Annotated in this window: 9 protein-coding genes; all 9 read left to right on the top strand. The window is 62.9% G+C overall.

What is annotated here, in order from left to right; translation table 11 throughout:
• Positions 1-10 precede the first annotated feature (10 nt).
• The 9 genes from PC358_RS19835 (at position 11) to PC358_RS19795 (ending at position 13602) form a co-directional block, all read left to right on the top strand.
• The gene (locus PC358_RS19835; RefSeq protein ID WP_033702007.1) at positions 11-1009 is read left to right on the top strand and encodes a pilus assembly protein PilP; all 999 of its coding nucleotides are present in this window, start codon (positions 11-13) and stop codon (positions 1007-1009) included.
• Entirely contained in the window at positions 933-2201 is a 1269-nt protein-coding gene (locus PC358_RS19830; protein WP_050506145.1) for a type IV pilus secretin PilQ, read from the top strand. The genes PC358_RS19835 and PC358_RS19830 overlap by 77 nt, the downstream gene beginning before the upstream one ends.
• A gap of 4 nt (positions 2202-2205) precedes the next feature.
• Positions 2206-2724: a shikimate kinase AroK gene (aroK, locus tag PC358_RS19825; protein ID WP_033702005.1), complete on the top strand. Its 519-nt coding sequence runs from the start codon at positions 2206-2208 to the stop codon at positions 2722-2724.
• Positions 2725-2820: 96 nt separating this feature from the next.
• Positions 2821-3918, top strand: a complete 1098-nt coding sequence (aroB, locus tag PC358_RS19820) for a 3-dehydroquinate synthase (RefSeq protein WP_033702004.1) — start codon at positions 2821-2823, stop codon at positions 3916-3918.
• A 15-nt stretch (positions 3919-3933) separates the two neighbouring features.
• Complete coding sequence (locus tag PC358_RS19815) at positions 3934-5559, top strand: SPOR domain-containing protein (protein ID WP_033702003.1); 1626 nt, start codon at positions 3934-3936, stop codon at positions 5557-5559.
• 373 nt (positions 5560-5932) lie between these two features.
• Complete coding sequence (gene gltB, locus PC358_RS19810) at positions 5933-10378, top strand: glutamate synthase large subunit (protein ID WP_033702002.1); 4446 nt, start codon at positions 5933-5935, stop codon at positions 10376-10378.
• A 122-nt stretch (positions 10379-10500) separates the two neighbouring features.
• The gene (locus PC358_RS19805) at positions 10501-11919 is read left to right on the top strand and encodes an FAD-dependent oxidoreductase (RefSeq protein ID WP_033702001.1); all 1419 of its coding nucleotides are present in this window, start codon (positions 10501-10503) and stop codon (positions 11917-11919) included.
• 151 nt (positions 11920-12070) lie between these two features.
• Positions 12071-13135 (top strand): uroporphyrinogen decarboxylase, encoded by a 1065-nt coding sequence (gene hemE, locus PC358_RS19800; RefSeq protein ID WP_033701999.1) that lies wholly within the window; start codon positions 12071-12073, stop codon positions 13133-13135.
• A gap of 119 nt (positions 13136-13254) precedes the next feature.
• A complete protein-coding gene (locus PC358_RS19795; protein ID WP_033701998.1) occupies positions 13255-13602 on the top strand; it encodes a YgiW/YdeI family stress tolerance OB fold protein in 348 nt (115 codons plus the stop codon).
• Positions 13603-13636 lie beyond the last annotated feature (34 nt).

Here is a 13636-nt window from a genome sequence, read left to right as displayed (position 1 = left end):
AGCGTGGTGGATGCGTTGGCAAGCAAGGGTCGAGCGGTCCCGCCGCTTCCGGTGGGGCGCTTCGTTCCTGCTGGGTGTGCTGGTGTTGGCGCTAGGGTGTGCAGTCCGCCTGCCGGAGCTTCGGCAGGCTCAAGCGCAGGTAACTGCCCAGCATAAGCAGTTGAATGAGGCACATGCGGCCAAGGCGGCGCAGGTAGTTGAGCTGGCGCGCGCAGAGGGTTCTCTGGCTGCCGCGCGGCAGGCATTGCAGCTCGCCCGGTGGCAGCTTTCGGCAGGGCAGCGCATGAGTGACTTGCTCGATGCCCTGGCGGCCTCGGGGCATGAATATGGCCTGTTGTTCGAGCGGCTAGACATACATGACGAAGTGAGCCAGGCCGATTACCGAACCACCCCCCTGGATGTGCACGTGGTGGGGCGATACACGGCGTTGCGCCTTTGGCTGGATGACTGGCTGGGCCAGGCGCGGCTGCTGCGCGTCGAAGACATGAGCCTGCATCAAGCCGAGGGGCGGCCTACCGTGTTGCGCTTGCGCCTGAGGGTTCATGCCTACCATGCCGATGCGGCGCCTCCGGCGCCCGCGTCACTGGCGGACTTGCCCGCCAGGGCAGCGGCCATGCCGCCTTTGCTCGACCCGTTCGCCTCTGGTGCGGCGCGAATGCCGCCCGGCGAACTGGGGGGCGTGCCCTTGGCACAGTTGGAAATGGTCGGCAGCCTGGCACGTGGCACAGCGCATGAAGCCCTGCTGCTGTCCGCAGGGCGGCTGTATCGCGTGCGCCCAGGTGATCGGCTGGGGCGCGATGAAGGTGTTGTGGTGCGTGTCGACGAGCGGCAGGTCGAAGTGCGCGAACGTTGGTTCATGGCCAGTGCCTGGCAAGAACGCACCGCGATACTCACGCTCCGAAAAGCCCTGGACAAGGAGGTCCCGGACCCGCATGAAGAAGCTCTGGAAATGGATGGTGGCGTGGGTCTTGGCGATCCCGCTGGCGTCGGCAATGCCCTATCGGGGTGAGCCACTGTCGCTGAACTTTCAGGATGTGCAGGTGCGCGCGGTGTTGCAGGTGCTGGCGGACTACGCCGGTGTGAACCTGGTCGCCAGCGATTCGGTGCAGGGCAATATCACCCTGCGGCTGCAGGATGTGCCCTGGGACCAGGCGCTTGATCTGGTGCTGCGCAGCAAGGGCCTGGCCCGGCGCGAAGAGGGTAATGTGCTGCTGGTGGCGCCTGCGGCCGAGCTTGCCGGGCAATCGCTCGACGCCCGCATGGGCCAGGTGCTGGATGCCCAGTTGCAACCCCTGCAGCGTGAGCTGATGCCGATCCATCACGCCGAAGCTTCAGCGCTCGCGCAACTGCTGCTGGCGACACTGGCGGACGACGGCATCCTGACCGGGCGAGGCAGTTTGAGCGTCGATGCGCGCACCAACACCCTGGTGGCCTACCAACCCGCCGATCGCCTGGACGAGCTACGCCAACTGGTGGCGCAGCTGGATGTGCCGGTGCGCCAGGTGGCGATCGAGGCGCGTATTGTCGAGGCCAGCGTCGATTACGAAAAGAGCCTAGGGGTGCGTTGGGGTGGGCCTTTGTACGGTGAGCGCGTGCGGCCAGGCAAGGAGCTGTTCGTCGACCTTGGCGTGGAGCGTGCCGGCTCCAGTGTGGGCCTGGGTGTGCTGCGCGGGGGCATCTTGCTCGACCTTGAACTCAGTGCCATGGAGAAGAGCGGCAATGGCGAAATCATCTCGCAGCCGAAGGTGGTCACGGCCGACAAGGAAACCGCCAGGATCCTCAAGGGCACTGAAGTGCCTTACCAGGAAACCAGCAAGAGCGGCGCCACTTCGGTGTCGTTTCGCGAGGCTTCGCTGTCGCTCGAAGTCACCCCGCAAATCACCCCGGACAACAAGGTCATCATGACCGTCAGGGTGACCAAGGACGAGCCTGATTACGTCAATGCCTTGAACAACGTACCGCCGATCCGCAAGAACGAGGTCAATGCCAAGGTTCGCGTGGCCGACGGCGAGACGATCGTGATCGGTGGCGTCTACTCGACCACGCAAAACAATGTGGTCGACAAGGTGCCATTTTTCGGCGATCTGCCGTATGTTGGGCGGCTGTTTCGACGCGATGTATTACAAGAGAAAAAATCCGAGCTGCTGGTCTTCCTGACTCCGCGTATCATGAGTGACCAGGCGATTGCTGTGAGTCGTTGATTCTGTGCGAAATTTGATACTTGTGGGGCCCATGGGCGCTGGTAAAAGCACCATTGGACGCCTCTTGGCCAAAGAGCTGCGCCTGCTGTTCAAGGATTCCGACAAGGAAATCGAACTGCGATGCGGCGCCAACATCCCGTGGATCTTCGACAAGGAAGGCGAGCCGGGCTTCCGTGACCGTGAGCAGGCGATGATCGCCGAGCTCTGCGCGCTCGACGGCGTGGTGCTGGCCACGGGTGGCGGCGCGGTCATGCGTGATGCCAACCGTCAGGCGTTGTACCAGGGTGGCCGGGTCATCTACCTGCATGCCTCGGTGGAGCAGCAGGTCGGTCGTACCGCACGCGATCGCAATCGCCCGCTGTTGCGCACCGCCAACCCGGAAGCGACCCTTCGCGCCCTGCTCGAAGCCCGCGATCCGCTCTACCGCGAGATCGCCGACCTGGTCGTTGAAACCGATGAGCGGCCACCGCGCATGGTGGTGATCGATATTCTCGAGCGCTTGCAGCAGTTGCCGCCCCGATAAGCCGGGACTATTCTCGGCCACCAGCGCCGAGGCGAGGTTCAACTTACCGCGTGCGTCGCCCAAACGGCGCCGCACCCAAGTACATTGTGGGGATACATGCAGACACTAAAGGTCGACCTGGGCGAGCGTAGCTACCCGATCTACATTGGCGAAGGCCTGCTGGACCAGCCTGAGCTGCTGGCGCCGCATATTGCCGGGCGGCAGGTCGCCATCGTTTCCAATGAAACCGTCGCGCCTCTGTACCTCGAACGCCTGGCCAAGACCCTGGGTGCGTATTCAGTGTTGCCCGTGGTGTTGCCGGATGGCGAAGCCTACAAGAACTGGGAAACGCTGCAGCTGATCTTCGATGGCTTGCTCACCGCGCGACACGACCGCCGCACCACGGTGGTAGCCCTCGGTGGCGGCGTGATCGGCGACATGGCCGGCTTTGCCGCAGCCTGTTACCAGCGCGGCGTCGATTTCATCCAGGTGCCGACTACCCTGTTGTCCCAGGTCGATTCCTCGGTCGGTGGCAAGACCGGCATCAACCACCCGTTGGGCAAGAACATGGTCGGTGCCTTCTACCAGCCCAACGCAGTGCTGATCGATACCACCAGCCTCAAGACCCTGCCAGCGCGTGAACTGTCCGCAGGCCTGGCCGAAGTGATCAAGTACGGTCTGATCTGCGACAAGCCTTTCCTCGGTTGGCTCGAGGACAATATGAATGCCCTGCGTGCCCTGGATTCTGCGGCCCTGACCGAAGCCATCAGCCGCTCCTGCGCGGCCAAGGCTGCCGTGGTCGGCGCCGACGAGCGTGAATCTGGCGTGCGGGCGACCCTGAACCTTGGGCATACCTTTGGGCACGCCATCGAAACCCACATGGGCTACGGTGTCTGGCTGCATGGCGAAGCCGTGTCGACGGGCACGGTGATGGCCCTGGAAATGTCCATGCGCCTTGGCTGGATCGACCAGGCCGAGCGTGATCGCGCAATCCGCCTGTTGCAGGACGCAGGTTTGCCGGTGGTGCCACCACAGGAAATGACCCCGGCGCATTTCATGGAGCATATGGCGGTCGACAAGAAGGTGCTCGACGGTCGTCTGCGTCTGGTGCTGTTGCGCCAGATGGGCGAGGCCGTGATCACCGACGACTATCCGAAAGAGATTCTTCAGGCCACGCTGTCGGCGGATTACCGCGCGATCGTGGCCCAGCTTTGAGGTTGTGACAGCGCAATGACCAGTTTGCATGCCGATGAGGCCTTTCTCGACCATTACCAGTTGAGCCACGATCCGTTCGCGCCCCGCGTGCCCGGTTTCAAGTTCTTCCCTGCCCAGCGCAAGCCGGTGCTGGGCCAGCTGCACCACCTGGCGCGTTACAGCCAGTTGATGCTGGTTGTCACCGGCCCCCTGGGCAGCGGCAAGACCCTGCTGCGCCAGGCCCTGGTGGCCAGCACCAACAAGCAGTCGGTGCAGAGCGTGGTGGTTTCCGCCCGTGGCGCCAGCGATGCGGCCAGTGTGCTTGGCCAGGTCGCGCAGTCGCTGGAAGTCGCCCAGCCTGAGGTCCAGGCTATCTTGTCCAAGGTGGTGCAACTGGCGCTGACCGGGCAGGAAGTGTATTTGCTGGTGGATGATGCGGAACAACTCGACGAGTCGGCACTCCAAGCGTTGCTGGAACTGGCGGCGGGTGTTCCGGAAGGGCGCCCGCACGTGTTCCTGTTCGGCGAATCGTCGCTGATTGCCGGGTTGGATGAGCTCAGCATCGAGGAAGAACGTTTCCACGTCATCGAACTCGCCCCCTACAGCGAAGAAGAGACCCGCGAGTACCTGGAGCAGCGTCTGGATGGCGCCGGCCGGGGCATCGAGGTGTTCACCCGTGAACAGATCGTCGATATCCATGAGCACTCCGACGGTTGGCCTGGCACTATCAACCAGGTTGCCCGTGACACTTTGATCGAAGCCATGATCGCCAGCCGTTCGACGGCCAAGCGACCATCCATGGGGTTGAAAATGCCTAAGAAACACGTGCTCGCGCTGTCCGCTGTGGTCGTGGTCGCCGTTGCTGCCGCGGTTCTCATGCCCAAGAAAGGCGACAAGGCACCTGCCGAGGTGCCGGCCGCCCAGGCTCAGTTGCCCCTCGGTGAAGGCCAGCCAGGTGCTGCCCAGGCCAATAATGGCAACCCGGCCATCGAATTCTCCGGCTCGTCCCAGCCGATGCCACTGCCGTTGGTAGGTCAGTCGCAACCGGTGATGCGCGAGCCACTGGCCCAGGCCGCTGGCATGGGTGATGGCGAAGAAGGCAGCCCGGCGGGCAATACCGCACTGCAGCCTGGCAACCCGCCGACCGTGACCACCATCGCGCCACCGCAAGGTGTGCCGGCTGGCCCGGCCCCGGTACCCGCGCAGCCAATCGCCAGTGCCCCGGTTCAGCCGGTTGCGCCTGCGCCAAAACCCGTTGCAACCCAGCCTGCTAAACCGGTTGCACCTGCCAAGCCTGCCCCGGCGCCGACCCAGGTCGCTAGTGCCAAGCCGGCCGCCAAACCTGCCGAAAAACCAGTCGCCAGTGGCAGCGCCGGTGGGGGTTGGTATGCAGGCCAGAAACCGGGCAATTATGTGGTGCAGATCCTCGGTACCAGCTCTGAAGCCTCGGCCCAGGCGTTCGTCAAGGCCCAGGGTGGCGACTATCGCTACTTCAAGAAAAACCTGCAGGGCAAGCCGCTGTACGTCGTAACTTACGGCAGCTTCGCCAACCGCGACGCAGCGGTTGCGGCAATCAAGAACTTGCCAGCGAAGGTCCAGGCTGGTAAACCTTGGCCACGTACCGTCGCCAGCGTCCAACAAGAGCTGGCCTCGGCCCGCTGATACCTGCCGGGCGGCAACACCCCGCCGCCCAGTTGCTGAGCGAATCCTGACTTTTCGTCTAGCCTGCTGCGCCTGAGCGCGGCAGGCTTTTCTGTCCCAGACTGCCGGCCACAAGCCTCTCTTGCAGTCATGGCTGAAACGCTTCAGACTCCAGCCAAGCCGCTATCACGGCGCATGGCGCAAAAACATTCAAAATTGCGACATAAATTTTCAATGGTGAGACATGAAAATTTGTGGGCATCGCTGTCGCTGTGCAACAATGGTTTTCCATGGCCACCGCAAAAAAGCTGGCATTTGATCGGCGTGGATGGTAAGTGGTTGTTAAAAAAGAGATTTACCTCCGTTGAGAGGTGAACCTGGTGAGAAAGTGTCTATGAAAACAGGTCTGTACCATCCCGAAGAATTCAAGGACAACTGTGGTTTTGGCCTGATCGCCCATATGACGGGCGAACCGAGCCACCACCTTCTGCAAACCGCCATGCAGGCGCTGACGTGCATGACCCACCGCGGCGGTATCAACGCCGACGGCAAGACCGGTGACGGTTGTGGTCTGCTCATGCAGAAGCCCGATCAGTTCCTGCGGGCCGTGGCCCAGGAGCATTTTGCCGTCGAACTGCCCAAGCAGTACGCCGTCGGCATGGTGTTCTTCAACCAGGACCCGATCAAAGCAGAAGCTGCCCGCGCCAACATGGACCGCGAAATCCTCGCCGCCGGCCTCACGCTGGTTGGCTGGCGCAAGGTCCCGATCGACACCAGCGTGCTCGGTCGCCTGGCCCTGGAGCGCCTGCCGCAGATCGAGCAGGTGTTCATCGGCGGTGAAGGCCTGAGCGATCAGGCATTCGCCATCAAGCTGTTCAGTGCCCGTCGTCGCTCGTCCGTGGCCAACGCCCACGACACCGACCACTACATCTGCAGCTTCTCGCACAAGACCATCATCTACAAAGGCCTGATGATGCCGCGCGATCTCGCGGCGTTCTATCCAGACCTGGATGACCCGCGCCTGCAGACAGCGATCTGCGTGTTCCACCAGCGCTTCTCCACCAACACGCTGCCGAAATGGCCGCTGGCGCAGCCGTTCCGCTTCCTCGCCCACAACGGCGAGATCAACACCATCACCGGCAACCGCAACTGGGCCATGGCCCGTCGCACCAAGTTTGCCAATGACCAGATCCCGGACCTCGAAGAACTCGGCCCGCTGGTCAACCGCGTCGGTTCCGACTCGTCGAGCATGGACAACATGCTCGAACTGATGGTCACCGGTGGCATCGACCTGTTCCGCGGCGTGCGCATGCTGGTACCGCCGGCCTGGCAGAACGTCGAGACCATGGACGCCGACCTGCGCGCCTTCTACGAATACAACTCCATGCACATGGAGCCGTGGGATGGCCCGGCCGGTATCGTCATGACCGAAGGCCGCCACGCGGTGTGCCTGCTCGACCGCAACGGCCTGCGCCCGGCGCGCTGGGTAACCACCACCAACGGCTACATCACCATCGCCTCGGAAATCGGCGTATGGGGCTACCAGCCTGAAGAGGTGATCGCCAAGGGCCGTGTCGGCCCGGGCCAGATCTTCGCGGTGGACACCGAAACCGGCCAGATCCTCGATACCGACGCCATCGACAACCGGCTGAAGTCGCGCCACCCGTACAAGCGCTGGTTGCGTCAGCATGCCACGCGCATCCAGGCGACCCTTACCGACGACCAGGGCGCGGCCAGCTACGACGCTGACCAGCTCAAGCAGTACATGAAGATGTTCCAGGTCACCTTCGAAGAGCGTGACCAGGTACTGCGCCCGCTGGGTGAGCAGGGCCAGGAAGCGGTCGGCTCGATGGGTGACGACACGCCGATGGCCGTGCTGTCGCAGCGCGTGCGTTCGCCGTACGACTTCTTCCGCCAGCAGTTCGCCCAGGTGACCAACCCGCCGATCGACCCGCTGCGCGAAGCGATCGTCATGTCGCTGGAAATCTGCCTGGGCGCCGAGCGCAATATCTTCCAGGAGTCGCCGGAGCACGCTTCGCGAGTGATCCTCAGCTCGCCGGTGATCTCGCCTGCCAAGTGGCGCTCGTTGATGAACCTGGAGCGCGAAGGCTTCGACCGCCAGCTGATCGACCTCAACTACGAGCAAGGTGTCGGCCTGGAAGCGGCTATCCGCAACATCGCCGACCAGGCTGAAGAAGCGGTGCGCGGCGGCAAGACCCAACTGGTACTGAGCGACCGCTACATCGCCCCGGGCAAATTGCCGGTGCACGCTTCGCTCGCCGTGGGGGCGGTGCACCACCGCCTGACCGAACAAGGCCTGCGTTGCGACAGCAACATCCTGGTCGAAACCGCCACTGCCCGTGACCCGCACCACTTTGCCGTGCTGCTGGGCTTCGGTGCCTCGGCCGTTTACCCGTACCTGGCCTATGAAGTGCTGGCCGACCTGATTCGCACCGGCGAAGTGCTGGGCGACCTGGACGAGGTGTTCAAGTACTACCGCAAAGGCATCTCCAAGGGCTTGCTGAAGATCCTGTCGAAGATGGGCATCTCCACCATCGCTTCGTACCGCGGTGCGCAGCTGTTCGAAGCCATCGGCCTGGCCGAAGACGTGGTCGGCCTGAGCTTCAAGGGTGTATCGAGCCGCATCAAGGGTGCGCGTTTCGAAGACTTGGAAAGCGACCAGAAGCTGCTTGCTGCCGAAGCCTGGAGCGCGCGCAAGCCGATCCAGCAAGGTGGCCTGCTCAAGTTCGTCCACGGTGGCGAATACCACGCCTACAACCCGGACGTGGTCAACACCCTGCAGGCCGCTGTGCAGCAGGGCGACTACGCCAAGTTCAAGGAATACACCTCGCTGGTCGACCAGCGCCCGGTGTCGATGATCCGCGACCTGCTCAAGGTCAAAGTGGCTGACCAGCCGCTGGCGATCGAGCAGATCGAGCCGTTGGAGGCCATCCTCAAGCGCTTCGATTCCGCCGGTATCTCGCTGGGCGCATTGTCACCAGAAGCCCACGAGGCGCTGGCCGAGGCCATGAACCGCCTGGGCGCGCGCTCGAACTCCGGCGAGGGCGGTGAAGACCCGTCGCGCTACGGCACGGTGCGCAGCTCCAAGATCAAGCAAGTGGCCACCGGCCGCTTCGGCGTCACCCCGGAATACCTGGTCAACGCCGAAGTGCTGCAGATCAAGGTGGCCCAGGGCGCCAAGCCGGGCGAAGGTGGCCAGCTGCCAGGCGGCAAGGTCAACGGCCTGATCGCCAAGCTGCGCTACGCGGTACCGGGTGTGACCCTGATCTCGCCACCGCCGCACCACGACATCTACTCGATCGAAGACTTGGCCCAGCTGATCTACGACCTCAAGCAGGTCAACCCGCAGGCGCTGGTTTCGGTCAAGCTGGTGGCCGAGGCAGGCGTTGGCACCATCGCTGCAGGCGTGGCCAAGGCCTATGCCGACCTGATCACCATCTCCGGCTACGACGGCGGTACCGGCGCTTCGCCGTTGACCTCCATCAAGTACGCCGGCGCGCCGTGGGAACTCGGCCTTGCCGAAACCCACCAGACCCTGCGCGGCAACGACCTGCGCGGCAAGGTGCGGGTACAGACCGACGGTGGCCTGAAAACCGGCCTGGACGTGATCAAGGCCGCCATCCTCGGCGCCGAGAGCTTCGGCTTCGGCACCGCACCGATGATTGCCCTGGGCTGCAAGTACCTGCGTATCTGCCACCTGAACAACTGCGCCACCGGCGTAGCCACCCAGAACGACAAGCTGCGCAAGGACCACTACATCGGCACCGTCGACATGGTGATCAACTTCTTCACCTTCGTCGCCGAAGAAACCCGCGAGTGGCTGGCCAAGCTGGGCGTGCGCAGCCTGGGCGAGCTGATCGGCCGCACCGACCTGCTCGACATACTGCCAGGCGACACCGAGCGCCAGCAGTACCTGGACCTGTCGCCACTGCTGGGCAGCTCGCACATTCCGGCGGACAAGCCGCAGTTCTGCGAAGTCGACAAGAACCCGCCGTTCGACAAGGGCGAGCTTGCCGAGAAGATGGTCGAGATGGCCATGTCGGCGATCCGCGACCAGTCCGGTGGCGAGTTCAGCCTCGACATCTGCAACTGCGACCGTTCCATCGGCGCGCGTATCTCTGGTGAGATCGCCCGCCTGCACGGCAACCAGGGCATGGCCGCCGCGCCGATCACCTTCCGCTTCAAGGGCACTGCGGGCCAGAGCTTCGGCGTGTGGAACGCCGGTGGCCTGAACCTGCACCTGGAAGGCGACGCCAACGACTACGTCGGCAAGGGCATGACCGGTGGCAAGGTCACCATCGTGCCACCTGCCGGCAGCCCGTTCGAAACCCAGCACAGCGCCATCGTCGGCAACACCTGCCTGTACGGCGCCACTGGCGGCAAGCTGTTTGCCGCCGGTACCGCGGGCGAGCGCTTCGCTGTGCGTAACTCTGGCGCTCACGCTGTTGTCGAGGGCACTGGCGATCACTGCTGTGAATACATGACCGGCGGCTTTGTCTGCGTCCTGGGCAAGACCGGTTACAACTTCGGTTCTGGCATGACGGGCGGCTTCGCCTACGTGCTCGACATGGACAACAGCTTCGTCGACAAGCTCAACCATGAACTGGTGGAAATCCAGCGCATCAGTGGTGAAGCGATGGAGGCCTACCGCAGCCACCTGGCGCGGGTCCTTGCCGAGTACGTGGACGAGACCGGCAGCGAGTGGGGGCGTGAGCTCTCGGAAAACCTGGACGACTACGTGCGTCGCTTCTGGTTGGTCAAGCCCAAGGCGGCCACCCTCAAGCAACTGCTGTCCAGCACCCGCGCCAACCCGCAGTAACAACAACTGCAAGTGGCAAGCCTCAAGCTGCAGGTAATGCAGTGCGAGGCTTGCCGGACCCAAGTGATCGACTTGCAGCTTGCAGCTTCTAGCTTGCGACTGCGGTAAAGAGGTTTTGAAAAATGGCTGAACGTCTGAACAACGACTTCCAGTTCATCGAAGTGGGGCGTAAAGACCCGAAGAAAAAGCTGCTGCGCCAGCGCAAGAAAGAGTTCGTCGAAATCTACGAGCCCTTCAAGCCGCAGCAGTCCGTGGAGCAGGCGCACCGCTGCCTGGGCTGCGGTAACCCGTATTGCGAGTGGAAGTGCCCGGTGCACAACTTCATCCCCAACTGGTTGAAGCTGGTTTCCGAAGGCAACATCCTGGCGGCGGCCGAGCTGTCGCACCAGACCAACACCCTGCCTGAGGTGTGCGGCCGGGTATGCCCGCAGGACCGTCTGTGCGAGGGTGCCTGCACCCTGAACGACGGTTTTGGCGCGGTGACCATCGGCTCGGTGGAGAAGTACATCACCGACACCGCCTTCGCCATGGGCTGGCGCCCGGACATGTCCAAGGTCAAGCCGACCGGCAAGCGTGTTGCCATCATCGGTGCCGGCCCAGCTGGTCTGGGCTGCGCTGACGTGCTGGTACGTGCCGGTGTGACCCCGGTTGTGTTCGATCGCAACCCGGAAATCGGCGGCTTGCTGACCTTCGGCATTCCCGAATTCAAGCTGGAAAAGACCGTGCTGAGCAATCGCCGCGAAGTCTTCACCGGCATGGGCATCGAGTTCCGCCTGAACACCGAGGTGGGCAAGGACATCACCCTGGAGCAACTGCTCGCCGAGTACGATGCCGTGTTCATGGGCATGGGCACCTACACCTACATGAAGGGCGGCTTCCCGGGTGAGGACCTGCCGGGGGTGCATGACGCGCTGGATTTCTTGATCGCCAACGTCAACCGCAACTTGGGCTTCGAAAAGTCGCCTGAAGATTTCGTCGACATGCAGGGCAAGAAGGTCGTGGTACTGGGCGGTGGTGACACCGCGATGGACTGCAACCGCACTTCGATTCGCCAGGGCGCCAAGTCGGTGACCTGTGCCTACCGCCGTGACGAGGCCAACATGCCGGGCTCGCGCAAAGAGGTGAAGAACGCCAAGGAAGAAGGCGTGAAGTTCCTCTACAACCGTCAGCCGATCGCCATTGTCGGCGAGGACAAGGTCGAAGGCGTCAAAGTGGTCGAGACCCGTCTCGGCGAGCCGGATGCCCGTGGCCGTCGCAGCCCTGAGCCGATCCCGGGCTCCGAAGAGATCCTGCCGGCTGACGCCGTGGTGATCGCCTTCGGCTTCCGCCCGAGCCCGGCGCCGTGGTTCGAGCAGTTTGGCATCCAGATGGACAGCCAGGGCCGCGTGGTAGCACCGGAGAAAGGTAAGTTCAAGCACCAGACCAGCAACCCTAAAGTGTTTGCCGGTGGCGACATGGTGCGGGGTTCGGACCTGGTGGTAACGGCCATTTTCGAAGGCCGTACAGCGGCTGAAGGTATTCTGGACTACCTCGAAGTCTGACCGATTGCGGGGGCTGCAAAGCAGCCCTTGGCATATTTTGTATACAAAATTGCTTGATCCACGGCACCCAATAGACAAAACGCATGGCCTTGGCCGTGCCTTTTGTGCTGGCGTCTGAGAAAATGCCCGCACTTTTTTGCCGGATGCCGACATGACTGCCCTGAAGAACGATCGTTTCCTGCGTGCACTGCTCAAGCAACCCGTAGACGTCACCCCAGTGTGGATGATGCGCCAGGCCGGCCGCTACCTGCCGGAATACCGCGCCAGCCGCGCCAAGGCCGGTGACTTCATGAGCCTGTGCATGAACCCGCAGTTCGCCTGCGAGGTCACCCTGCAGCCGCTGGACCGCTACCCGCTGGACGCGGCGATCCTCTTCTCGGACATCCTCACCATCCCCGACGCCATGGGCCTGGGCCTGTACTTCGAGACCGGCGAAGGCCCGCGTTTCAAGAAGGTGATCAGCACTCCGGCCGACATCGAAGCGTTGCCGATTCCCGACCCGCAAAAAGACCTGGGCTACGTGATGGACGCGGTCAGCACTATCCGCCGCGAGCTCAACGGCCGCGTGCCGCTGATCGGCTTCTCCGGCAGCCCCTGGACCTTGGCCACCTACATGGTCGAAGGCGGCTCGTCCAAGGACTTCCGCAAGACCAAGGCCATGGCCTACGACAACCCAGAGGCCCTGCACCTGCTGCTGGACAAGCTGGCCCAGTCGGTCACCAGCTACCTCAACGGCCAGATCCTGGCCGGCGCACAGGCGGTGCAGATCTTCGACACTTGGGGTGGCAACCTGTCGGCGGCGGCTTACCAGGAGTTCTCCCTGGCCTACATGCGCAAGATCGTCAGCGGCCTGATCCGTGAGCACGATGGGCGCAAGGTGCCGGTCATCATGTTCACCAAAAACGGTGGCCTGTGGCTGGAGAGCATTGCCGAAGCGGGTGCAGATGCGCTGGGCCTGGACTGGACCTGCGACATCGGTGATGCCCGCCGCCGTGTCGGTGACAAGGTTGCGCTGCAAGGCAACATGGACCCGACCGTGCTGTACGCCAAGCCTGAGGCCATCCGCAAGGAAGTGGCGCGCATTCTGGCCAGCTATGGCAAGGGCACTGGCCACGTGTTCAACCTCGGCCATGGCATTACGCCTGAGGTCGACCCGGAGCACGCCGGTGTGTTCATCAACGCCGTGCATGAGCTGTCGGCGCAGTACCACCAGTGATCTGATGCAGCTGCAACGAAGAACCCGGCCTTGATGCCGGGTTTTTTGTTGCATTAAGTTTGAGTTCAGCGATCGTCGTTAATCTGGTCCCATCGAAACCGAAACAGGACCTGATCCCCATGAAAATCCGTTACCTTGCTCTGATCCTCGCTCCCCTGTTCAGCACCGCTGCCCTGGCGGCCAGCTATACCGGCCCGGGTGCCCAGTCGGTGACCACCGTGGCGGCTGCAAACGATGCCGCAGATGACACACCGGTGGTGCTGCAGGGGTATGTGACCAAGAAGGTCAACAACGACGACAAGTACGAGTTCAAGGACAACACCGGCACCATCACCGTCGAAATCGACGATGAAGACCTGCCACCGACCCCATTCAATGACAAGACCAAGGTCAAGCTGACCGGCGAGGTGGAGAAGCACCTGATGAGCCGTGAAATGGATGTGGATATTGTCGAGATCGTCAACTGATCCACGATTTCGGGGCCGCAAGGCGGCCCCCTGT

This window comes from Pseudomonas capeferrum, from assembly GCF_000731675.1.
Taxonomy (GTDB): Bacteria; Pseudomonadota; Gammaproteobacteria; order Pseudomonadales; family Pseudomonadaceae; genus Aquipseudomonas; species Aquipseudomonas capeferrum.
Note: the sequence above shows the minus strand (reverse complement) of the source record. Positions and strands in the feature narration are given on the sequence as shown.